The following is a 19746-nucleotide window of genomic DNA, read 5'->3' on the forward strand; positions in this document are numbered from 1 at the left end:
GCGTAAATCCGGCGGCTTACCGTTCCTTGCCAGCAGACGGATCAGGTGACCCGCCTGTCGGAACGGACAACTGTACCGTCGTCGTGTCCGAGTCCCCTCTGGAAACCGAAAACTCTCCCCCGGCTTTGTTTACCACCCAGTAGATAAGCCAGATGCCTAACCGGTCCGCGTGTTTTAGAGCTGTTTCCCCTCGGTCCAGAACTTCGAGTTCGTTGGACGGAATCCCGGGGCCGTTATCAGTGATCTCGATCTCGACCCAGTCGCTTGAGCGCCGATCAACCGTCACCGCAACCGATGGCTCCGGGTTGTCGTTGTGTTTGACTGCGTTCTCGACGGCCTCTTCGATAGCAGTCAATAGCCCGCTGACAGTCACTTCACACGGATCATTCGCGGGTAGTGTGAGTTCAAAATCCGTCTGCGGATACCGTTCTTCGAACGCGTTCATCAGTTGTACCATCCGCTCGAATAGTTCAATCGGCTCTGCTTGGGAATCAAGCGTCTGCTGGGATTTCCGAACTGCCTCAGCCAGTCCTATCAGATCGGCTGCGGTTCGTTCGATTTCCGTGATTTCCTGCGGTGGCTCGGCATCGTCAAGCTCGTCACGGAGCAGAGAAAGATAGCCTTCGATGACGTTCATTTTGTTCCGCAGGTTGTGACTGAGCACGCGATTCAACACTTGGAGACGGAGTTCCCGCAGCTTCCGGTCGGTGATCTCCGTTTGAAACCCAACGTAGTTCGTAACAAGCTCGTCTTCATCGTGGATGGGAGCGATATCGAGTTTGTTCCAGAACTTTTGCCCGTTCTGCCGGTAGTTCAGAATATCAACCGAGACTGGCTCCTCTGTCTGGAGTGCTTGCCGGATCTCAGCGACCGTCTCCGGATCCGTCTCTTCGCCCTGGAGAAACCGGCAGTCCTCCCCGAGTACGTTCAAACTGTAGCCAGTGAGTTCTTCAAACCGTTCGTTGGCATATATGAGCGGTATCTCATCCCCGCGTCGTTCACCGATCGTAATCCCCACCGGGGCTTTATCCATCGCCTGCTCTTTCAGTCGTAAGTCCTCGACCGTCTCTTGTAGCTGCTCTTCACGCTCGGCGAGTCGCATCGCCGTCTGTCGCCGTTGAACTAAATTCTCGATTCGGGCGTGTAACGCTGCCTTGTCTACGGGCAGTTCGATAATGTCATCGACATACTCCCAGGCGTGTGTCAGTTCGCCCGCCGCACTCCCATCGGCTAACAGGACGAACGGCAGAAAGACAGGGCTGGACCGATCTCGTTTGGACTGGACAGTCCCAGCGACTCTGTTGAATTCGTGTTTACCGAATATACAACAGTCAAACGACATATCGAGCGCTTCTACGTCGGTCGCCGTCTCCACGTCGTACGTTTCACCGAGTGCTTCGATCAACAACTCCCGGTCCCGTCCGGATTCTAAAAACAGAAGAATCGTTGATTCACCGATCGGCAGCGTATCGTCATCGGAGCGAGCGCCTGCTCCAGTGATGCCAGGATTCGGTGACATTCTTTTAGCCTATCAACTGCGTCTTACTAACTATTACCCAGTTATATATCCCCTTGACGAATAGCCGTGCACTATGTCACAGACGTCGAGTGAGCGGCTATCGACCGGAATCGAGGGATTAGACGAGATTCTACGCGGTGGACTGATCCCCGGTCGTACGTATATGCTCCGAGGTCGTGCCGGGAGCGGTAAGACAATAGTAGGGTTTCATTTCCTACAGGCGGGGATCGAGGCCGGTGAAACCACGCTTTTCATCAACCTCGAAGAGGATCTGAGTGATCTTCAAGCGAACGCCGACGCACTCGGGTTCGAGACGGACAGCATCGAGTTTCTGGACCTGAGTCCAACAGCGGATGTCTTCACCGAAGAGCAATCGTACAGCGTCTTCGATGAGTCCGAGGTCGAGCAGGAACCCCTCACGGAGAGTATTACGGAGTCAGTTACCGACATCAACCCTGACCGGGTGGTTGTTGACCCAGTAACACAGCTTCGATACCTCACGTCCGGCGACTACCAGTTCCGCAAACAGGTCGTCGGGTTTATGCGGTTCCTCGAAAATCAGGGGGCGACCGTTCTATTCACCGTGCAGGACACGGAACGACTCCCGACCGACGATTTGGAATTTATAACCGATGGAACAATAAATCTGACTGCAACCGAACACGGGAAAACGATTCGAGTCCCGAAGTTCCGGGGCTCAGCGACGCAGCCTGGCCGACACTCCTACCGGATTTCCGAGAACGGAATCAGCGTCTACCCGGCGTTGGAACCCGGCCAATACGAACGTGACTTTTCCGGCGAACAGATCTCCGCAGGGGTCCCCGAAATCGACGAGCTTCTCAACGGCGGCCTGACCCGAGGAACGGTGAGTATTATTAGCGGCCCAACAGGTGTTGGGAAAACCACGCTTGGCACACAGTTCATCAAAGAAGCAGCGGGTAGAGGAGAACGATCGGTGATCTATCTCTTCGAGGAGAGCAAAGGGACGTTCTTGAAGCGGTCAAAGGCAGTCAACATTCCCGTCAGGCAAATGATCGACAGGGGCACACTGCAGGTTACCGAGGTGGAGGCACTCGAACGATCACCGCAGGAGTTTGCTAGAATGGTTCGGACGGAAGTTGAACAACACGGCGCTCAAATCGTGATGGTAGACGGTATCTCCGGGTACAGACTCACGCTCCGTGGCGAAGGTGATACGATGCTCAAACGAATGCACGCGTTGGGTCGGTATCTCAACAATATGGGCGTCTCCACGATCTTTGTCGATGAGACACGGAACATTACTGGCGATTTCAATGCAACACAGGAGAACATCAGCTACCTCGCTGACAGTATCATCTTCCTTCAGCACCTCGAACTACGCGGTGAGTTGCGGAAAGCCATCGGCGTCCTGAAAAAACGAACGAGCGACTTCGAGCGGACGCTTCGGGAGTTCAAAATCACGCAACACGGCATCTCGGTTGGCGAACCACTAACGCAGATGCGAAACGTTCTGAGTGGGACACCGGAGATGATCGACGAGGAGCCACAGGAAGACCTACGTAGATAATAGACGCGCTCACATCCACCGGTGAGAGTTGTACCGGCACTGACCGCCGCTCGGGTGGGCTACCGTTCACCCTCCTGCTCGCTCGTGATTGAACCCACGAATCGCAAGCCAGCGCGCACCCCCGACACGAATCAGTACGAACTCCCCAAAAGGAGCAACCGGGGTACGCCGGCCTATCGACGGCACCGCTTGTACCACCAGCAGCACCGGCACGCTCACGGTAGCGACCGGGAGCGATTCCGCCGGAAGACCCGCGTTGACGCCGACGCCGGAGTTCGGGACCCTCACGAACTGCCGGACAGTCACGACCGATACCGGAAGTCCGAATTTGAACCCGATATGGCTACCGTCGAACCTGATGACTGCCAACAGTTTGTTGCTGTTGAACGACGCCGAGAGGACCGGAACGCCGGCCAGTGGGAGATGCCTGAGCGCACGCTCCTACCAATCAGAGAGCCGAACCGTGAACGCCGGCATCAGAACACCTCGGAAGCTATAGTAGCGTTTGTAATACTGTCGGCTATAACTACGTGAAGATCTTCCACACCCCCCGGGTGTCGAAATCCGTCACGCGACTATAGCCGACAGTATAACTCTTCGCTCACTCGATCGCACGACGGCGTGCGATCGGATGTGCAACCAGTTGCAAACGCTACTGTAACTCCGGTCTGTGGTACCAGTCCGAGTTGAGGTGCTGCTGTCGTATACGTCGCTCTGCGGAGAATTGTTCCGGAAACTTTTGTAGACTGGGGCGTAGGCCGCCGCGTCGAACGGCCTGCTCCGAGCGAAAAGAGATGACTGTAGCTGAAAGGGGAGTGAGACCTTTCGTCGTGTGTTCCACGTTTCAGCCGCGTATGAAACTGCTCCCACTACGTGGGCCCGTGGGTTTGAACGGAAGCGTTGGTTTTGTGGGTTTGGGAGGCTCAGCCCGCCTGATACGCTTTCACCGAACCTACCGGTAGGGTCTCGTCCGGTAGTGTTCCGGGGCGCATCGACCTCCTAAAGCGCCCGCTACACTCCGGTAAAACCTCGGTCAAAAGCACTCCTCGTCGTTCGAGAGAGCGAAGCTCTCTCGTGATGACGAACGGCACTGCGTGGCTTTCGACCCGCTCCCGTAGGTCGCTCGTCGGCCTCGCGCTCACGGCCGTTCGCGCGAGCGAATCCGAGCCTGAACGGGCTGGTGGGCGGTCTCGCGGCCGGGGGCGTCGCCCGCACCGCCCGCCCGGCATTTCACGCGCCCAGCGCGTCGGCCAGTTCGTGAAACGTCTCGACGGTCAGGTCCGGTTCCCCGCCGAACGTCTCCCACGGCTGGTCCGTCCGGTTCACCCACACGGACTGCATCCCGGCGTGTCGGGCACCCATCACGTCGAACCACCCGGCGGTCACGTGGACGATCTCCTCGATCGGCGTCCCGGTCCGGCCCGCCGCGTGACGGTACAGGTCGGCGTCCGGTTTGAACGTCTCCACCTCGTCGGCGCTGATCGTGTCCGCGAGCAGATCGCCGATCCCGGCGTGCTCGACCATCGACGCCAACATCTCGGGGTTCCCGTTCGACACCACGTAACACGGGTAGCCCGCGTCCCGGAGGCGTTCGATGCCGTCCCGGACGTCCGTGAACACGTCGAGTTCGTGGTACACCGCCAGAATCGCGTCGCGCTCCTCGGTCGAGACGTCGACGCCGAAGGCGTCCAGGGCGTACTGCAGGGCGTCCCGGTTCATCTCGTAGAACGGCTGGTAGGCGTCGGTGTGGTTCGCGACGAACGTGTACTCGAGCGACCGTGCCCGCCAGAGGTCCGACACGGGCCCGGGGTCCGCAACGCGGTCCGCGAGCGCGCGCTCGGCGGCCTCGACGTCGACGAGGGTGCTGTACGAGTCGAAGGTGACGGTCCGGACGCGGTCGGCAGCGAATGTCATCCTCGCCGGAGGGACGCCGGCGACCGACGTATGTGTGGCGGTCCGCCCGCACGTCACCCTACAGGCGGGGGACCCTCGGGCCCGCATATCCTGCGACGGATCGAAGACCAGATCGACGACGGCCAGCCACAGCGCCACGTCGCCGGCCGGATATCCCAGGATCGTGCCGGTCGGCGCCACGACTCCCGAAACGAGGACCCCGGCGAGCACCACGTTCGAGGGGGCGTGTTCGACCCCGGCGTAGGCGAGAGGCTGGCCGCCCCGCTGGAGGCGGATCTCGTCGTAGACGTCCTTGAGCACCGAGCCGACCAGTATCGCGAACGGCAGTCACGCCGGGAACCCCCCGGTCGCCACGACGACCCCACCGTACACGAGCAGGAAGAAGACCGCGTAGGCCGCGTAATGCCACCCCCGGGCGAGCAGTCGCTGGCGTGGTGACAACCCCGGCGTTCCGTGTGGCATCAGTTCACCGGACGCCGGGCGTCCTCGAAAACATTGTCGCGACGCCGTTCGCAGTGCCCGGTACGACTACCCCGCCCCTGCAGGGGGCTGCGGGTCGCTCCGGGACCGTCCGGAGCAACACCTTCGAGACGCCCTGCTCGATCTCGAGCTCGAAGGGCAACTCCGCGGTGGTCTTCCGGAGGAACCCGAGCATAAACCGCTTTACGTCCTCCGTCGGGAACACGACGGGTATGTGTTGTCGGTGCTCTCCCGGACGGTCAGGAACCCACACACCGAGAACCGATCGAGGACCTCCTCCAGGTCGTCGAACCGCGCTGCGTACTCGGCGGCGTGGTACTCCGCGACCCGGTCGAGGTCGCGGGTGAACGCCTCGGCCCGGCCGCCCTCGTCGGGGCTGTATTTGAGGAGGGTATCCAGGAAGTCGATGTCCAGGAGCGCGTGTTCGCCGCTGGCGAGCATCCCGTGGTACTCCTCCAGGTCGAGGTTCACGTCGGAGCTGGCGACCTGCCGGTTCGCGGCGTAGAACGCGATCGCCTCCCGGACGAGCTCGCTGTTTCCCTTCCCGGTCCGGCTCACCAGTTGTTCGATAGCGTCCGCCGCGTCCTCGTCGAGGGAGACCGTGATCCGGTCCGTGATCAGACGCGTACGATTGCGGTTCGTGTATGAACAGGCTGTGGCCCACCCGGCGTCGCTCACACGAGTTCACGTCCCGGATGTCACGATCATAACAACCCTTTTGCGGCGTTCGCCACCAGTGGCATACGATACCGAATGCAACGACCGCACACCCGACACGGACGGCGGGGCGCCGGCGGCCGCCCCCCGTATCCCGTATGACGACCCGCGTCGGCGTCGACGTCGGCGGGACGTTCACCGACGTGACGCTCGTCGCCGGATCGGAGACCCTCGTGACCGCGAAGGTTCCCTCGACCGCCGATCAAAGTGAAGGGGTGATCGCGGGGATCGAGAAGGCCTGCGCGGAGGCGGGGATCGACCCCGCCGCAATCGAGGAGTTCTCCCACGCGATGACCGTCTCCACCAACGCCCTGCTCGAACGGAGCGGCGCGCGGACCGCCCTCGTCACCACCGAGGGGTTCCGGGACGTCCTGGAGATCGGCCGCCAGAACCGACCCGCGCTGTACGATCTCCACGACGAGAAGCCCGAACCGCTGGTTCCGCGCTCGCGCCGGTACGAACTCCCCGAGCGGGCCACACCCGACGGAATCGAGCGTCCGGTCGACCCCGCGGCGGTCAGAGAGCTCGCGGCGACGCTTCGGGAGGCCGACGTCGAGAGCGTCGCGGTCGCGCTGCTGCACGCGTACGTCACGCCGGACAACGAGCGGGCGGTCGCGGAGATCCTCCGCGAGGAACTCGACGTCCCGGTGTCGGCCTCCCACGCGGTGCTCTCCGAGTTCCGGGAGTTCGAGCGGACCTCCACCACCGTCGTCGACGCGTACGTCACCCCCGCGATCGACAGGTACGTCGGCCGGCTGAGCGAGCGGGCCGCGGCGGAGGGGATCCCCGAACCGCGGATCATGCAGTCCAACGGCGGGATCGCGAGCGCCGACACCGTCCGCAACCACGCCGTCGGGACCGCGCTGTCCGGCCCCGCGGCGGGCGTCGTCGGCGCCGACAGGGCCGCGCGGGCGGTCGGGGCAGCCGAGGACCTCCCGGGAGTCGTCACGTTCGATATGGGCGGGACTTCGAGCGACGTCAGCCTGGTCCGCGACGGTGACGCCGAACGGACCACCGACACCGACATCGACGGCATCCCGATCAGGACGCCGATGGTCGACATCAACACCATCGGCTCCGGCGGCGGGTCGATCGCGTGGGTCGACGCTGGCGGGGCGCTCCGGGTGGGCCCCCGCTCGGCCGGCGCCGACCCCGGCCCGGCGTGTTACGGCAACGGCGGCGCGCAGCCGACCGTCACCGACGCCAACGTCGTGCTCGGCTACGTCGGCGGGAGCACGGCGCTCGGCGGGGAACTCTCCCTCGACGTCGCGGCCGCCGAGGCGGTCCTCGAAGACCTCGCCGACGACGCGGGGCTGGAAAGCGCAACGGCGGCGGCCCGCGGCGTCTACCGGGTCGCGAACGCGAAGATGACCCGCGCGATCCGGGAGATCACCGTCGAGCGCGGGTTCGATCCCCGCGAGTTCGGGCTGGTCGCGTTCGGCGGCGCCGGCCCGATGCACGCCGCCGGCGTCGCCGACGACCTCGACATCGAAGCCGTGATCGTGCCCGTCGCCTCGGGCGTGCTCTCCGCCTACGGCCTGCTGGACGCCGACGAGCGGTACGACCGCGTCCGCACCCATTTGACCCGACTGGACGACGCCGACCCCGACCGCGTCGCCGAGACCGTGACCGATCTGGCCCACGACGCGCTCGCGGAGTCGACTGCGGCCGACCCGACCGTCGAGTACGAGGCCGACCTCCGGTACGCCGGCCAGAGCTTCGAGTTGACGGTCCCGGTCGACCTCCCGTTCGACTCCGACGCCGCCCGCTCGCGGTTCCACGCCGAACACGAACGGACCCACGGCTACCGGATGGACGCCACGGTCGAACTCGTGAACCTCCGGGCGACCGCCCGCGCGTCGCGGTCGGTCGTCGAGACCCGATACGACGCCGACGGCGACAGTCTCGTCGGAACTCGGACCGTCGACTTCGACGGCGAGACACACGAGGCGGCGGTACACGACCGGCTGGCGCTCCCGGCGGAGGCGACCGTCGAGGGGCCGGCGGTTCTCGAACAGGCCGAGAGCACGACGGTCGTCCCGCCGGCGTGGACGGCGACCGTGTGGCACAACGGCGCGCTCGTGATCCGGCCTCGCGGCGCCGGCGCGGGAGCGGCCGACGCATCCGAGGATACGCTATGACGACACCCACACACAGCGAGGATCTCGACCCGGTGACGCTCGAGATCCTCCGGAACCGGCTGGAAGGCATCGCCGAGGAGATGGGACAGGTCCTGATCCGCGGGGCCTACTCCCCGAACATCAAGGAACGACAGGACTGCTCGACCGCGCTGTTCGATGCCGCGGGGCGGATGATCGCGCAGGCCGAACACATCCCGGTGCATCTCGGCGCGATGCCCGAGGCCGTCGCCGCCGTCCGCGAGCGCGACCCCGCCCCGGGAGACGCCTACGTTCTGAACGACCCCTTCGCGGGCGGGACCCACCTCCCGGACGTCACCGTCGTCTCGACGATCGCGCCGGCCGACGAGATAATCGGCTACGCGGTCACGCGCGCCCACCACGCCGACGTCGGCGGGGGCACCCCGGGGAGTATGCCCGCGGGGGCAACGGAGATCCACCAGGAGGGGCTCCGGATCCCCGGGGTCCGGATCGTCGATGACGGCGAGATCGACACGGATCTCCTCGAATTCGTGCTCGCGAACGTCCGCAACCCCGAGGAGCGGCGCGCGGACCTCCGCGCACAGCTCGCGGCCAACGAGCGCGGGGGGCATCGGATCGGCGACCTGCTCGCGGAGCACGGCCGCGACCGGCTGGAAACCGCCTTCGACGCCGTCATCGACTACTCCAGAGAGCGGATCGAAGCCGAGATCGCGGAGATCCCCGACGGGACCTACGAAGCCGAAGACGTGCTCGAAGGCGACGGCGTCACAGACGAGGACATCCCGATCGCCGCGACGGTGACGGTCGACGGCACCGAGGTGACCGTCGACTTCGCGGGGACCGCCGACCAGGTCGCGGGGAATATGAACGCGCCGCTGGCGGTCGCGACGAGCGCGACCTACTTCGTCGTCCGCGCGGTGACCGACCCCGAGATCCAGCCCAACCAAGGGTGTTACGACCCGGTTTCGGTGGTGGCCCCCGAAGGGTCGCTGCTGAATCCCACGCCGCCGGCCGCGGTCGTCGGCGGCAACGTCGAGACCAGCCAGCGGGTGACCGACGTCGTGCTTGCGGCCTTCTCGGAGGCGCTCCCCGGCACCGTGCCCGCCCAGGGCCAGGGCACGATGAACAACACCATCATCGGGAGCCAGCGCGGGCACGGCGGAGGTTCGGGCTTCACGTACTACGAGACCATCGGCGGCGGCGACGGCGCCGCTCCGGAAAGCGACGGGATGGACGGCGTCCAAGTCGGGATGACGAACACGCTGAACACCCCGATCGAGGCGCTTGAATCGGCGTACCCCCTGTCCGTCGAACGGTACGCGCTCCGGCCCGACAGCGGCGGGGACGGTCGCCACCGCGGCGGGCTCGGCATCGAGCGGTCGGTCACCGTCGAGACCGACGCCGTCGTGTCGCTTTTGACCGAGCGCCGCCGTCACGCGCCGCAGGGCGCCGCCGGTGGGGAGCCCGGCGCGACCGGAGAGAACCTGATCGACGGCGACCCCGTCCCCGCGAAGACCACCGTCGAGGTTGACGCGGGGACGACGGTCACGGTCCGGACGCCCGGCGGCGGCGGCTACGGCGACCCCGACGAGCGGTCGGCGGCGGCGCGGGACCGGGACCGCCGCGACGGGAAAGTCGGGAGCGACACCCGCCGGACGGACGCCGACGAGTGAGCCGACGGCGATCCCTCGCTGTGGTGGTGTCGAATATAATCGAGTTTCTGATAATAACGCCCGCCGCTTCGGTCCGGTTTTCACGCGTGAAAACCGCAGCCTGCGGCTCGCGTCCGGAGAAGTGGCCGTCGACGGTCGCAGGTCCGGCCGGCAGGAAGGGCACAGACTGATCCACCTCCCCGCGAGACCGTCGCTCAAGCGAAGCGGTTTCCCCACATAACCCGGGGATCGCCCGACAGTCGATCCACGACACGATAATTACTATCCCGCGTGTCACGGCCCTAAAATTTATTAAATATCAACCATTGGTAGATTCTGATATGCGAGGGAGCGGTGGAGAGGACTCAAGCGGGGGCAATCCGATCACAGCGGTACCGACACCGAATCGACGCCGATCCGACTGTTCAGGCGACGGTTGCTACAGGGGCTCGGCGCGACGGGTCTCGGACTGATCGCGTCGGGACCCGCCGCGGCGAAACAGGCCCGCGGTAACGGCGACGGCAACCCCGGCAAGGGGACGGAAAGCGCCGGCAGTCCGTCGACGGATCCGACGATCAAGCGGCGGGTCAACGATGAGCGCAAAACGCGGCGCGACTACTCGCGGGCACAGTTGGTCAAGGACGCCGACGCGTCCCCGCACGCCTCCAACGACCGGGTCTCGGAGCGGGCCGTCGTCGCGAAGTTCGGGAAGTCCCTCCCGCACGACGGGGAGACGGGACTCCCGACGACGGACGCGTACGGGACGCTCGTCGACGCCTGCGAGTCGGGGTCCGGCTACGAGTCGATCCCGCAGGCGTCGCAGAACGTCGACACCGAGGTACGGCCGCTGGTCCAGCCCGAGAGTGCGTGGACCTACCAGACCTCGGGCGGGTCGACGGCGCAACTCCGGATCGCCCGCCCGCCGGCGTTCGACGACCCCGAAACCGGCGCCGAGATGATCGAACTCTACTGGCGGGCGCTGACCCGCGACGTGGGCTTCTACGACTACGGATCGTCCGACCTCGTCGCGGCCGCCGCCGCCGAACTCGACTCGCTGGACGCGTACAACGGACCGGGGTCGGACGGCACCGTCACCCCGGGTAACGTGTTCCGCGGGGTCGTCCCCGGCGCGGAAACGGGGCCGTACGTCTCACAGTTCCTCTGGAAGGACCGGGCGCTCGGCGGTGGCGTCGAGGACCAGAAGATCGAGGTCCAAGCGACGGGCAGCGACTACGCGACCACTGTCGACGAGTGGCTCGCCATCCAGCGGGGCGTCCCACCGGGCAAGCGGAACCTCCCGCCGAACGAGTTCGGCGAAACGCGGTACATACTCACCGGCCGGGATATGTGCGAGCGAGTCCACGACGATCCGCCGTTTCGACAGCTCCAGAAGGCCGCACAGGTCCTGATCTTCACGATGAACGCGCCGCTGGACGACAACCTCCCGTACACACTGAAGCCGTTCAGCGATGGCCAAAACGACCAGCGCAACAAGGAGACGTTCCTTGGCCAGACCACGCTCCCGTTCAACGACTTCGGGCCGCTCTACGTCGAAAAGAAGGTGCTGGGGGCCTCCGAGCAGGGCCAATTGGCGGCGTGGCACAAGAAGTGGAACGTCCACCGGCGGCTCCGCCCCGAGGAGTACGGCGGCCGCGTCCAGGCGGTGAAAGGCGAAGAAGGTGAGATCTCGGAACCCGACGGGGTGAGTTACCCCATCCCGACGAACCTCCTCGACTCCGACGCGCTGTCCAGAACGAAGGAGACGTTCGGCTCCTACCTGCTTCCCCAGGCGTACGCCGAAGGGTCGCCGACCCACCCCTCCTACCCGGCCGGCCACTCGGTCGTCGCGGGGGCGGGCGTAACCGTTCTGAAGGCGCTGTTCGACGGCGACTACGAGTTCCCGGCGGGCGAGAAGGTCGTGCCGACGCGCGACGGGCAGGAGCTCCTGACTGCCGAGGAGACGTCAGACCTGGGTGTGGACGAGACTCTCACAGTCCGCGGCGAACTCAACAAGCTCGCGTCGAACATGGCGCTTGGCCGGAACCGTGCGGGCATCCACTACCGGACCGACGGGATCGAGGGGCTCCGGCTGGGCGAGGCGGCCGCGATCCGGTACCTGGAAGACCAGCTTTCCCTCCCCGTCCGGACCAGGGAGTACGGGGACCTCAGCCTGAGTCTGACGACGTTCGACGGCGAGTCCGTCACCATCCGCCCGTCGGCGTAGGCTGTCGCCGCCGGGGGTTCGCCTGAGGTTTGGGGCCGCGCCGTCCGGTCGCTACGGATCGCGGAGCCGGTCGCAGTCGGCGTGACCTCCGACGGCGCGCTCACGCCCGTCCCACTACCTCGTCCAGCCGATCGAGGTACGCCTCCCGCGGTACCTGGTAGGCCGCTCTGTAGTCGACCGCGCCCTCGGCAAACCGACGAGCGAGGTCGTTCGCCCCGGCGACGGCGGCCTCCCGGCTGCCGTACTCCTCGGCGACGGCCTCGACCTCGGGCTCCAGCGTGAGCACGGCGTGCCAGGTTCCAGTCCGCACCCGCGAGGCTCCCGGACGGGCCGCCCGCGAGCGGTTCGAGACCAGGATCGTCGGCAGACACGGCGCCGGAAAGTCGTTGCTCTCGTTGAACACGTCCGGGCGGAACACGAGGATCCGACGGCCGCGGGGCTCGTCGTTCCAGACCGTCCACCCCGCCGGAGGGTCCGAGGTGTCCCCATCGTCGTCGGGTCCGTCAGCGTGGGGCCCGTCGCCGCTCATACGCTACGTTCCGGCGCCGGCGTACAAATAGTCCCGGTCGGCGGACGGGGCCGCTTGGGGTTCGGACGTCGGTATGGCGACCAGTCGGCACGTCCCGTTCCCGCGTCGACGTGCCGAGCTCTCGTCTCGCTTGTAACTGGGTTCTCGTCAGATCGCACGTACTCGTGCGATCGGTCGAGACTGGACTTACGAACGAGACGATACCGCTACCCGACGCGGACGACTTCCTACGACATACGCCGCGTGGCCGCCCGGTCGCTGATAAACCTACGCCACGACTACCAGGGTGCCCACCCGGGATCGACACGCCGATCGGTCCGGTCGATTGCGTCGATGGTCGCCACGTCCTCGCTGTCGAGATCGAGGTCCAGCGACGCCAGGTTGTCGCGGATGTGGGGCTCACTCGTGGCCTTCGGGATCGCGGTGACGCCCTTCTCCCGGAGCCACGCCAGGGAGACCTGCGCCTCGCTCACGCCGTGTTTCCCGGCGATCTCGGTCAGTTCCGGCACGTCGAACACCGCCCCGCGGGCCAGCGGCGAGTACGCGACGACCTCGATCCCGTGGTCGGCGCAGTGCTCGCGGAGGTCGGGCTGCCGCAACAGCGGGTGGACCTCCACCTGATTCGCGAAGATCGGGTTTTCGGTGTGATCGATCGCGTCGTTGACCTGCTCGGGCTCGAAGTTGCTGATCCCGATCCGGTCTGTTTTCCCGTCGTCGACGAGTTCGTCGAACGCCCGGAACGTGTTCTCGGGGTCGTACTCGCGGGCCGGCCAGTGGACGTACAGGAGGTCGACGCCGTCGACGCCGAGCTTCCGGAGGCTCTCCTCGGTCGAGGCGAGCACGTCGTCGTAGGAGAGGTGGTCGATCCAGACTTTCGTGGCGAGGAAAATGTCCTCACGGGGTACATCCGCGCGTTCGATCCCGCGGCCGACGTGCTCCTCGTTGCCGTACGCCTGCGCCGTGTCGATGTGGCGGTACCCGGCCTCAAGCGCCGTGGCGACCGCGTTCACACACGCCTCGGGATCCGTGTTCTCCCACGTTCCGAGTCCGAGCACCGGCATCCCCCGTGCGTGGGGGCCGCCTTCGTCGCCTGTCGATCGCTGTGGCATCTCACTTCGGGCTACTCCGCTCGCGCCGAAAGTCGTTGCGGGCGACGGCCCCCGCGTCACTCGGCGAGCCGCTGTTTCGCGAACCGCGCGAGCAGCGGGAGGTCGTCGAGGTGCGCGAGCTTCGCGAGGCCGCGGACGCTGCCGGCGTTGGCGTCGGCGAGCGTGTCGGCGTCCATCGCGTTCAGGTCGTCCATCAGGCGATCGTAGCGGTCGTTCGGCGCGAGGTACAGCAACTGTGTCATCGTCAGCCGGGTTCGCATATCCGGGGCGACACGGCTGTGCCAGAGGTCGTCGTAGACGGACATCGCCGCCGCCGACGTGTCCGTCTCCGACCCCATCAGACACCGGTCCGCGGTGATGGCGGCGGCACGAGCGGACTCCATACACTTGTGGATCCCCTCGCCCCACAGCGGATCGATCGTTGGCACGGTGTCGCCGATGGCCATGAAGCTATCCGTGCTGAGGTCGTCCGGCATCTGGATGTGCGCGCTGCCGCGGTGCTGCTGTTTGTCCGCGATCCGCTCGGCGTCCGAAAAGCGGGGATCCGTTTCGAGCCAGTGGTTCAGATGGTCGTCGATGCTCCTCGAGGAATCGCCGTACTCCTGGTAGCTCTCGTTTTGGATGTAACAGAGGCCGACCTTCGCGGTGTCGCCGCCGGTGTGGAAGACCCACGAGTAGCCCCCCGGAGCGTAGTCGTGGTCGAGACGCAGCATCATCGCGTCGGTGAGGTCCGCGAACTCGGGGTGATCGACGTCGATGCCTTCCATCTCCCACTCGATGCCGACGGCCTGGTTCTTGCGTTCGAGGTCACAGACGTCGAGTTTCTTCGCGAGCGGTGCCGCCGGGCCGGTGGCGTCGACGACGATGTCGGCGTACACCTCCTCGTCGCCGGCGTACTGGACGCCGACGACTTCGCCGTCCTCCGTGATGGGGTTGTTCACGCGCGCCCCGAAGCGGTACGCCGCGCCGTGGTCGCGACCCTCCGCGACCAGCCATCGCTTGAACTCCGCGAACTCGAGGACGGCACCGGGCTGGCGCTGGACGAACTGTTCGTTGGGGGATTCGAGGACGACCTCGTCGGTGTAGTTCATCACGACGTCGTCGGGAATCCCGAACGCGCCCGTCATCGACGCGAACGTCCCCGCCGTGGACTTGTTCGACTGCCGCGGGAACCCCTCCTCGGGTTCGGCCTCCAACACGAGCACGTCGTACTCGCGCTGTGCGAGGTCCCGTGCGCACTGTGCTCCGGCCGGCCCTGCGCCGGCGACGACGACGTCGTAGGTCTCAGACATAGCGTGGGTTCGTGGACTGTGGTTCCCGGTGATCCGGGACGGTGGTCGCGTGAACACCGCATCGCGGGCGCGTCGCACCCGGCCGGGTTCGTCGGCCGGCCGTCGCGGCGTCGGCGGTCATCGTTACTCAGTATAAATTGCGACGCGGGTAAAAAACACGCGGAAACGTTCCTGACGCCCGCGAAAGGGCGGAATTAGCTGTGGTAAAACTATCGGCCGAAGCGGGAGGCAAGCCATCCAGCCGCACCCCGGGCATCGGCGCGCCGTGCGCGCCGTTCACCGTGAGCGAGCGTAACGAGCGAACGGGTGTTTTTGGCGGAGCTTTTTGCGAGGTGGGGTCCCGCGGTTTGGGACCCCACCGACGTAAAAAGGTCCTAGTAGAACTCGCGGACCAGATCCATCGCGCCCTCGGGGGCACCCTCGTCGACCCGGGACATGTCCGTGTCGAGACCTCGTTTCTCGCCGTAGGGGATCGACTTCTCGCTCTGCCAGACGACGCCTTGGTACTCCTTGCTAGCGTCCAGAATCTTGTTCTTCGCGGCGTCGTAGTCCGTGGGGTCGTGGCCCTCCTCCGCGAGGTCGACGAGGCTGTCCCGGAAGTAATCGTAGGTGTCGACGTCGTTGAACGTGACACACGGGCTGAAGACGTTCACGAACCCGAACCCGTCGTGTTCGATCGCCTCCTGGACGATCTCGGCGTGGCGCTGGGCGTCGGTTGAGAAGGACTGGGCGATGAACGTCGCTCCCGACGCCAGCGCCAGCGCCAGCGGGTTCACCGGGGGCTGTTGGGGCCCCTCGGGCGTCGTCGCCGTCTCGAAGTCGTCCCGCGATGTCGGCGAGGCCTGGCCCTTGGTGAGGCCGTAGATGCGGTTGTCCATCACGATGTAGCTCATATCCACGTTCCGGCGGACGGCGTGGACGAAATGGCCGGCGCCGATGGAGTAGCCGTCGCCGTCGCCGCCGGCGACCATCACTTCGAGGTCGGGGTTTGCGAGCTTCACGCCCGTGCCCACGGGAAGCGCCCGGCCGTGGACGCCGTGGAGGGCGTAGGAGTGCATATACGTCCCGATCTTGCCGGAACACCCGATGCCGGCGACGATGAACGTGTTGTCCGGGTCGTTGCCGGTGTTCGCGAGCGCCTTCATCATCCCGTTCATCGTCCCGAAGTCGCCGCATCCGGGACACCACGTCGGCTGCTTGTCCGATTTGAAGTCGGTGAAACGTACGTCTGAGCTCATTGGGTAACCTCCGTTTCCGCGACGGTCGCTTTGATCTCCGCGGCGAGTTCGTCCGCGTTGAACCGCACGCCGTCGTACTTGTTGATCCGATCCACCCGCGTGAGGGTGTCGTGCTCCACGATGTCGGCGAACTGGCCGGTGGCGTTACACTCCACGACGACGACCCGCTCGGCGGCCTCGACGGCGTCGGTGAGGTCCGGCCGCGGGAAGATGTACGGCACCGAAAGGAAGTGGAGATCGATCCCCTCCCCGGCGAGCATCTCGATCGCCTCGGTCATCGGCCCCTCGTTTGACCCCCACGAGATCACGAGCGTCTCGGAGTCGGGGTCGCCGAACTCCCGGGGGTCCCACGTCTCCTCCTCGCGGGCGGTCCCGACCTTTCGGTTGCGCTTGTCGACCTGCTCGACGCGCATTCCGGTGTCCTCGGTCCGTCGGCCGAGTTCGTCGTGTTCCAGCCCTGTCGACATGTGTGCGCCGTCGACGGTCCCGGGGAACGCCCGCGGCGACACGCCGTCGTCGGTGATCGCGTGGGGCTTGAACTGGCCCTTCTCGTTTTGCCACTCGTCGAGCGTCTCCTCGTCGACGACTTTCCCGCGGTCCACCTCCACGTCGTCCATGTCGAACGTCTCGGGGGTGAACGTCTGCTCGGTCACCGCCATCGAGAGGTCGGCGACGAGGTACACCGGCGTCTGGTACTTCTCGGCGAGGTTGAACGCCTCGACGGTCTTCCAGAAACACTCCGAGATCGTGGTCGGGGCGAGCACGAACCGTGGGATCTCGCCGTGGCCGCCGTACAGCAGCCCGTTCAAGTCGCCCTGCTCCTGTTTGGTCGGCATCCCCGTCGAAGGGCCCGACCGCATCACGTCGACGATCACCAGCGGCGTCTCGCTCGTGGCCACCAGCCCGAAGGTCTCCGTCATCAGGTCGATCCCGGGGCCGGAGGTGGCAGTCATCGACCGCGCGCCGGCCCGCGCCGCGCCGAGCGCCATATTGATCGCCGAGAGTTCGTCCTCCGCCTGGACGACGTGGCCGCCGAACCGCTCGATCCGGCCGACCAGATACTCCATCACGTCGGTCGCGGGCGTGATCGGGTAGCCCGCGTAGAACTTACACCCCGCGGCGATGGCGCCCATCCCGATCGCCTCGTCGCCGTTGAGCAGGACGTAATCGGAATCGGTGGTCTCCAGTTCGTAGCCGAGGTCGACGTCGCACTCCTCGGCCACGTAGTCCTGGCCGCTCCGGGCCGCCTCCTTGTTGTTGTCGACGAGCGCCTGGCCCTTGGAGGCGAACCGCTTCTCTAAGGCGCTGTCGAGGTTCTCGATCGGAAAGCCCGTGACCTCACACGCCGCGCCGAGCGCGACGACGTTGCGCATGATCGCCCCGCCGGCCTCCTCGGCGAGCCGTTTGAGGGGAACGTCGAGCCCGACCATCCCGTCGGGGATCTCGACGTTGGCCATCGTGGTTCGTTCGCCGTCGTAGACGATCACCGAGCCCTCGTGGAGTTCCTCGAGGTTCTCCTCGATCGTCCGCGGGGTCAAGGCGATGAGCACGTCGAGTCGGTCCACGACGCTCTGGACGGGGTCGACGGAGGTCCGGATCTTGTACGCCGTATAGCCGCCGCGGATCCGGGACGCGAAGTCCTTCGACGTGAACACGTGCCGCCCCGCCCGGGACAGGGCCTGGGCGAAGATCTTCCCCGTCGAGTCGATGCCATCGCCGGCCTCTCCACCGATGGCCCAATTGAAGTCCGCGGGCATATGGCGTACACGTTCCCGTGGACGGAAGAAAAGCCTTCGGAACGAGGCGGAAAAAACTGCCACGGAGGTCGGTCAGTAACTTACAAACGTGAACGACAAAACCGCATCTCCGGGCGAGAAAGGAAACGAATTGAAATTATGCGAGATATTATTTCTGATCTTAACACTGTGCCCAACGGCCGAGCCCGACCCGGCGCCCCCACCCGAAGCGCGAGGTCGGGTTAGAACCCCCGGTCGAGGTAGTCGGTGTCGACCTCGCCGTCCTCGGTCGATTGCGCCCACTCGCTGCGCTTGACTTCGAGGAACGACCCGTGGAGTGGCTCGCCCAGCGCCTCGGCGAGCACGTCGTCGGCCTCGAAGGCGTCGAGCGCCGCCGCCAGCGACTCCGGCAGCCGCTCGATTCCGCGCTCCCGGAGCTCCGCGTCGTCGACGCCGCCCGGATCCCGGTTCAGCGGCTCGCCGGGGTCGAGTTCCCGCTCGATCCCGTCGAACCCGGCGGCGAGCAGCCCGAGCTGGGCGAGATACGGGTTCGTGGTGTTGTCAGCGGGCTTGAACTCCACACGGGTCGTGGCCTCGGGGTTGTCGGCGTCGACCGAGGGAATCCGGACCATCGCTTCGCGGTTGTCGTGGCCCCAGCAGGTGTACGCCGACGCCCACATCCCCGGCGCCAACCGGTCGTAGGACTCGACGGTCGGGGCCGTCACCGCCACCAGCGCCGGCGCGTGCTCCAGGAGTCCGCCGACGAAGAAGCGGCCGGCGTCGCTTAGCGGGTACCGCCCCTCGGCGTCGGGATCGTACAGCACGTTCTCGCCCTCGCGCCACACCGACAGGTGGATGTGGCAGCCGTTGCCCGGCAGCCCGTCGAACGGCGTCGGCCGGAACGAGGCGCCGAGCCCGTGGGCGTCGGCGACCGCCTTGACGGTCTCCGTGAACAGGATCTGGCTGTCCGAGGCCGCGACGCCGTCGTCGTGGTCGACGACGAGTTCCTGCTGGCCCGGCCCGTACTCGGGGTAGTACGCCGACAGCCCCATCCCCTGTGACTTCAAGGCGTCGACGGTGTCGAGGATCGGGTCGTGGGCGCTCTGCATCCCCTCGCTGGCGAAGCACGTCGAGTCGTCGAACGGCACCGTCTCGCCATCGTCGGTCTCCGTTGTGTAGTAGAACTCGCTCTCGAAGGAGAGCCGCGGGACGTACCCCTCAGCGCCGATGTCGTCGAGGTACTCCCGGAGTTGGGCGCGCGGCCCGGCCGCCCACGGCTCGCCGTCGAGGTCCCGGAGGTCCGCGAGCAGCAGCGCCGCCCGCTCCGCGTAGGGGAGGTCGGTGTACGTCTCCGGGTCGGGGACGACCCGCACCTCGCCGGCGGGCCCGTACCGCCCCTCCGGGGCGAGGGCGTCCAAAGCGTTGAACGACTGCATCGCCTGCGTCACGTTCGTCCCCTCCTCGAGCACGCCCGGCAGCGACTCGGCGTCGACCACGCGGCCGCGGGGAACCCCGCTGTTGTTCACGAAGACGATCCTGACCAGTTCGACGTCGTCGGCGTCGACGCGGTGAAGCACGTCGTCGGCGTCCGTCATAGGCCGGTGCTGTCGTGTCAACGACATCAACGGGGGTATACCGGCAAATTCGGTCGGTGTCGGTGACGTCTC

13 protein-coding genes and 1 pseudogene are annotated in these 19746 nt (G+C 65.9%); 4 read left to right on the forward strand and 10 right to left on the reverse strand.

The window, feature by feature from the left end; all coding sequences use genetic code 11:
• Nucleotides 1–16: 16 nt before the first annotated feature.
• Nucleotides 17–1519 (reverse strand): PAS domain-containing protein, encoded by a 1503-nt coding sequence (locus tag H5V44_RS03580; RefSeq protein WP_185191743.1) that lies wholly within the window; start codon nucleotides 1517–1519, stop codon nucleotides 17–19.
• Between the two features lie 73 nt (nucleotides 1520–1592).
• On the opposite strand from H5V44_RS03580, the gene H5V44_RS03585 reads away from it, so the two are divergent.
• Nucleotides 1593–3068 carry an ATPase domain-containing protein gene (locus H5V44_RS03585; RefSeq protein ID WP_185191744.1) on the forward strand — a complete coding sequence of 492 codons (1476 nt, stop codon included), beginning with the start codon at nucleotides 1593–1595 and terminating at the stop codon, nucleotides 3066–3068.
• Nucleotides 3069–4298: 1230 nt separating this feature from the next.
• Here the strand turns inward: H5V44_RS03585 and H5V44_RS03590 are convergent.
• From H5V44_RS03590 to H5V44_RS03595, 3 genes and pseudogenes are all read right to left on the reverse strand, one after another.
• Entirely contained in the window at nucleotides 4299–4982 is a 684-nt protein-coding gene (locus H5V44_RS03590; RefSeq protein ID WP_185192021.1) for a haloacid dehalogenase type II, read from the reverse strand.
• A gap of 327 nt (nucleotides 4983–5309) precedes the next feature.
• Entirely contained in the window at nucleotides 5310–5444 is a 135-nt protein-coding gene (locus H5V44_RS17760; RefSeq protein ID WP_281381231.1) for a hypothetical protein, read from the reverse strand.
• A gap of 103 nt (nucleotides 5445–5547) precedes the next feature.
• Nucleotides 5548–6083 (reverse strand): annotated as a pseudogene (locus H5V44_RS03595) (ribbon-helix-helix protein, CopG family); the annotation flags it as partial.
• Between the two features lie 194 nt (nucleotides 6084–6277).
• Between H5V44_RS03595 and H5V44_RS03600 the strand changes: the two are divergent.
• From H5V44_RS03600 to H5V44_RS03610, 3 genes are all read left to right on the forward strand, one after another.
• A complete protein-coding gene (locus H5V44_RS03600; RefSeq protein ID WP_185191745.1) occupies nucleotides 6278–8320 on the forward strand; it encodes a hydantoinase/oxoprolinase family protein in 2043 nt (680 codons plus the stop codon).
• Complete coding sequence (locus tag H5V44_RS03605) at nucleotides 8317–9972, forward strand: hydantoinase B/oxoprolinase family protein (protein ID WP_185191746.1); 1656 nt, start codon at nucleotides 8317–8319, stop codon at nucleotides 9970–9972. The genes H5V44_RS03600 and H5V44_RS03605 overlap by 4 nt, the downstream gene beginning before the upstream one ends.
• A gap of 415 nt (nucleotides 9973–10387) precedes the next feature.
• Nucleotides 10388–12175, forward strand: coding sequence for a vanadium-dependent haloperoxidase (locus H5V44_RS03610; protein WP_185191747.1), 1788 nt, complete (start codon nucleotides 10388–10390; stop codon nucleotides 12173–12175).
• 100 nt (nucleotides 12176–12275) lie between these two features.
• Here the strand turns inward: H5V44_RS03610 and H5V44_RS03615 are convergent, their stop codons facing one another.
• From H5V44_RS03615 to glnA2, 6 genes are all read right to left on the reverse strand, one after another.
• Nucleotides 12276–12704 carry a DUF5820 family protein gene (locus H5V44_RS03615; protein ID WP_185191748.1) on the reverse strand — a complete coding sequence of 143 codons (429 nt, stop codon included), beginning with the start codon at nucleotides 12702–12704 and terminating at the stop codon, nucleotides 12276–12278.
• Between the two features lie 278 nt (nucleotides 12705–12982).
• Nucleotides 12983–13765: an aldo/keto reductase gene (locus H5V44_RS03620; protein WP_185192022.1), complete on the reverse strand. Its 783-nt coding sequence runs from the start codon at nucleotides 13763–13765 to the stop codon at nucleotides 12983–12985.
• Nucleotides 13766–13869: 104 nt separating this feature from the next.
• Complete coding sequence (locus H5V44_RS03625) at nucleotides 13870–15105, reverse strand: digeranylgeranylglycerophospholipid reductase (RefSeq protein WP_185191749.1); 1236 nt, start codon at nucleotides 15103–15105, stop codon at nucleotides 13870–13872.
• Nucleotides 15106–15479: 374 nt separating this feature from the next.
• Nucleotides 15480–16343, reverse strand: a complete 864-nt coding sequence (locus H5V44_RS03630) for a 2-oxoacid:ferredoxin oxidoreductase subunit beta (RefSeq protein ID WP_185191750.1) — start codon at nucleotides 16341–16343, stop codon at nucleotides 15480–15482.
• Nucleotides 16340–18100: a 2-oxoacid:acceptor oxidoreductase subunit alpha gene (locus H5V44_RS03635; protein WP_185191751.1), complete on the reverse strand. Its 1761-nt coding sequence runs from the start codon at nucleotides 18098–18100 to the stop codon at nucleotides 16340–16342. The genes H5V44_RS03630 and H5V44_RS03635 overlap by 4 nt, the downstream gene beginning before the upstream one ends.
• A 221-nt stretch (nucleotides 18101–18321) precedes the next feature.
• Entirely contained in the window at nucleotides 18322–19674 is a 1353-nt protein-coding gene (glnA2, locus tag H5V44_RS03640; protein ID WP_185191752.1) for a gamma-glutamylputrescine synthetase, read from the reverse strand.
• Nucleotides 19675–19746: the final 72 nt, after the last annotated feature.

It is taken from the genome of Halobellus ruber (assembly GCF_014212355.1).
GTDB lineage: Archaea > Halobacteriota > Halobacteria > Halobacteriales > Haloferacaceae > Haloquadratum > Haloquadratum rubrum.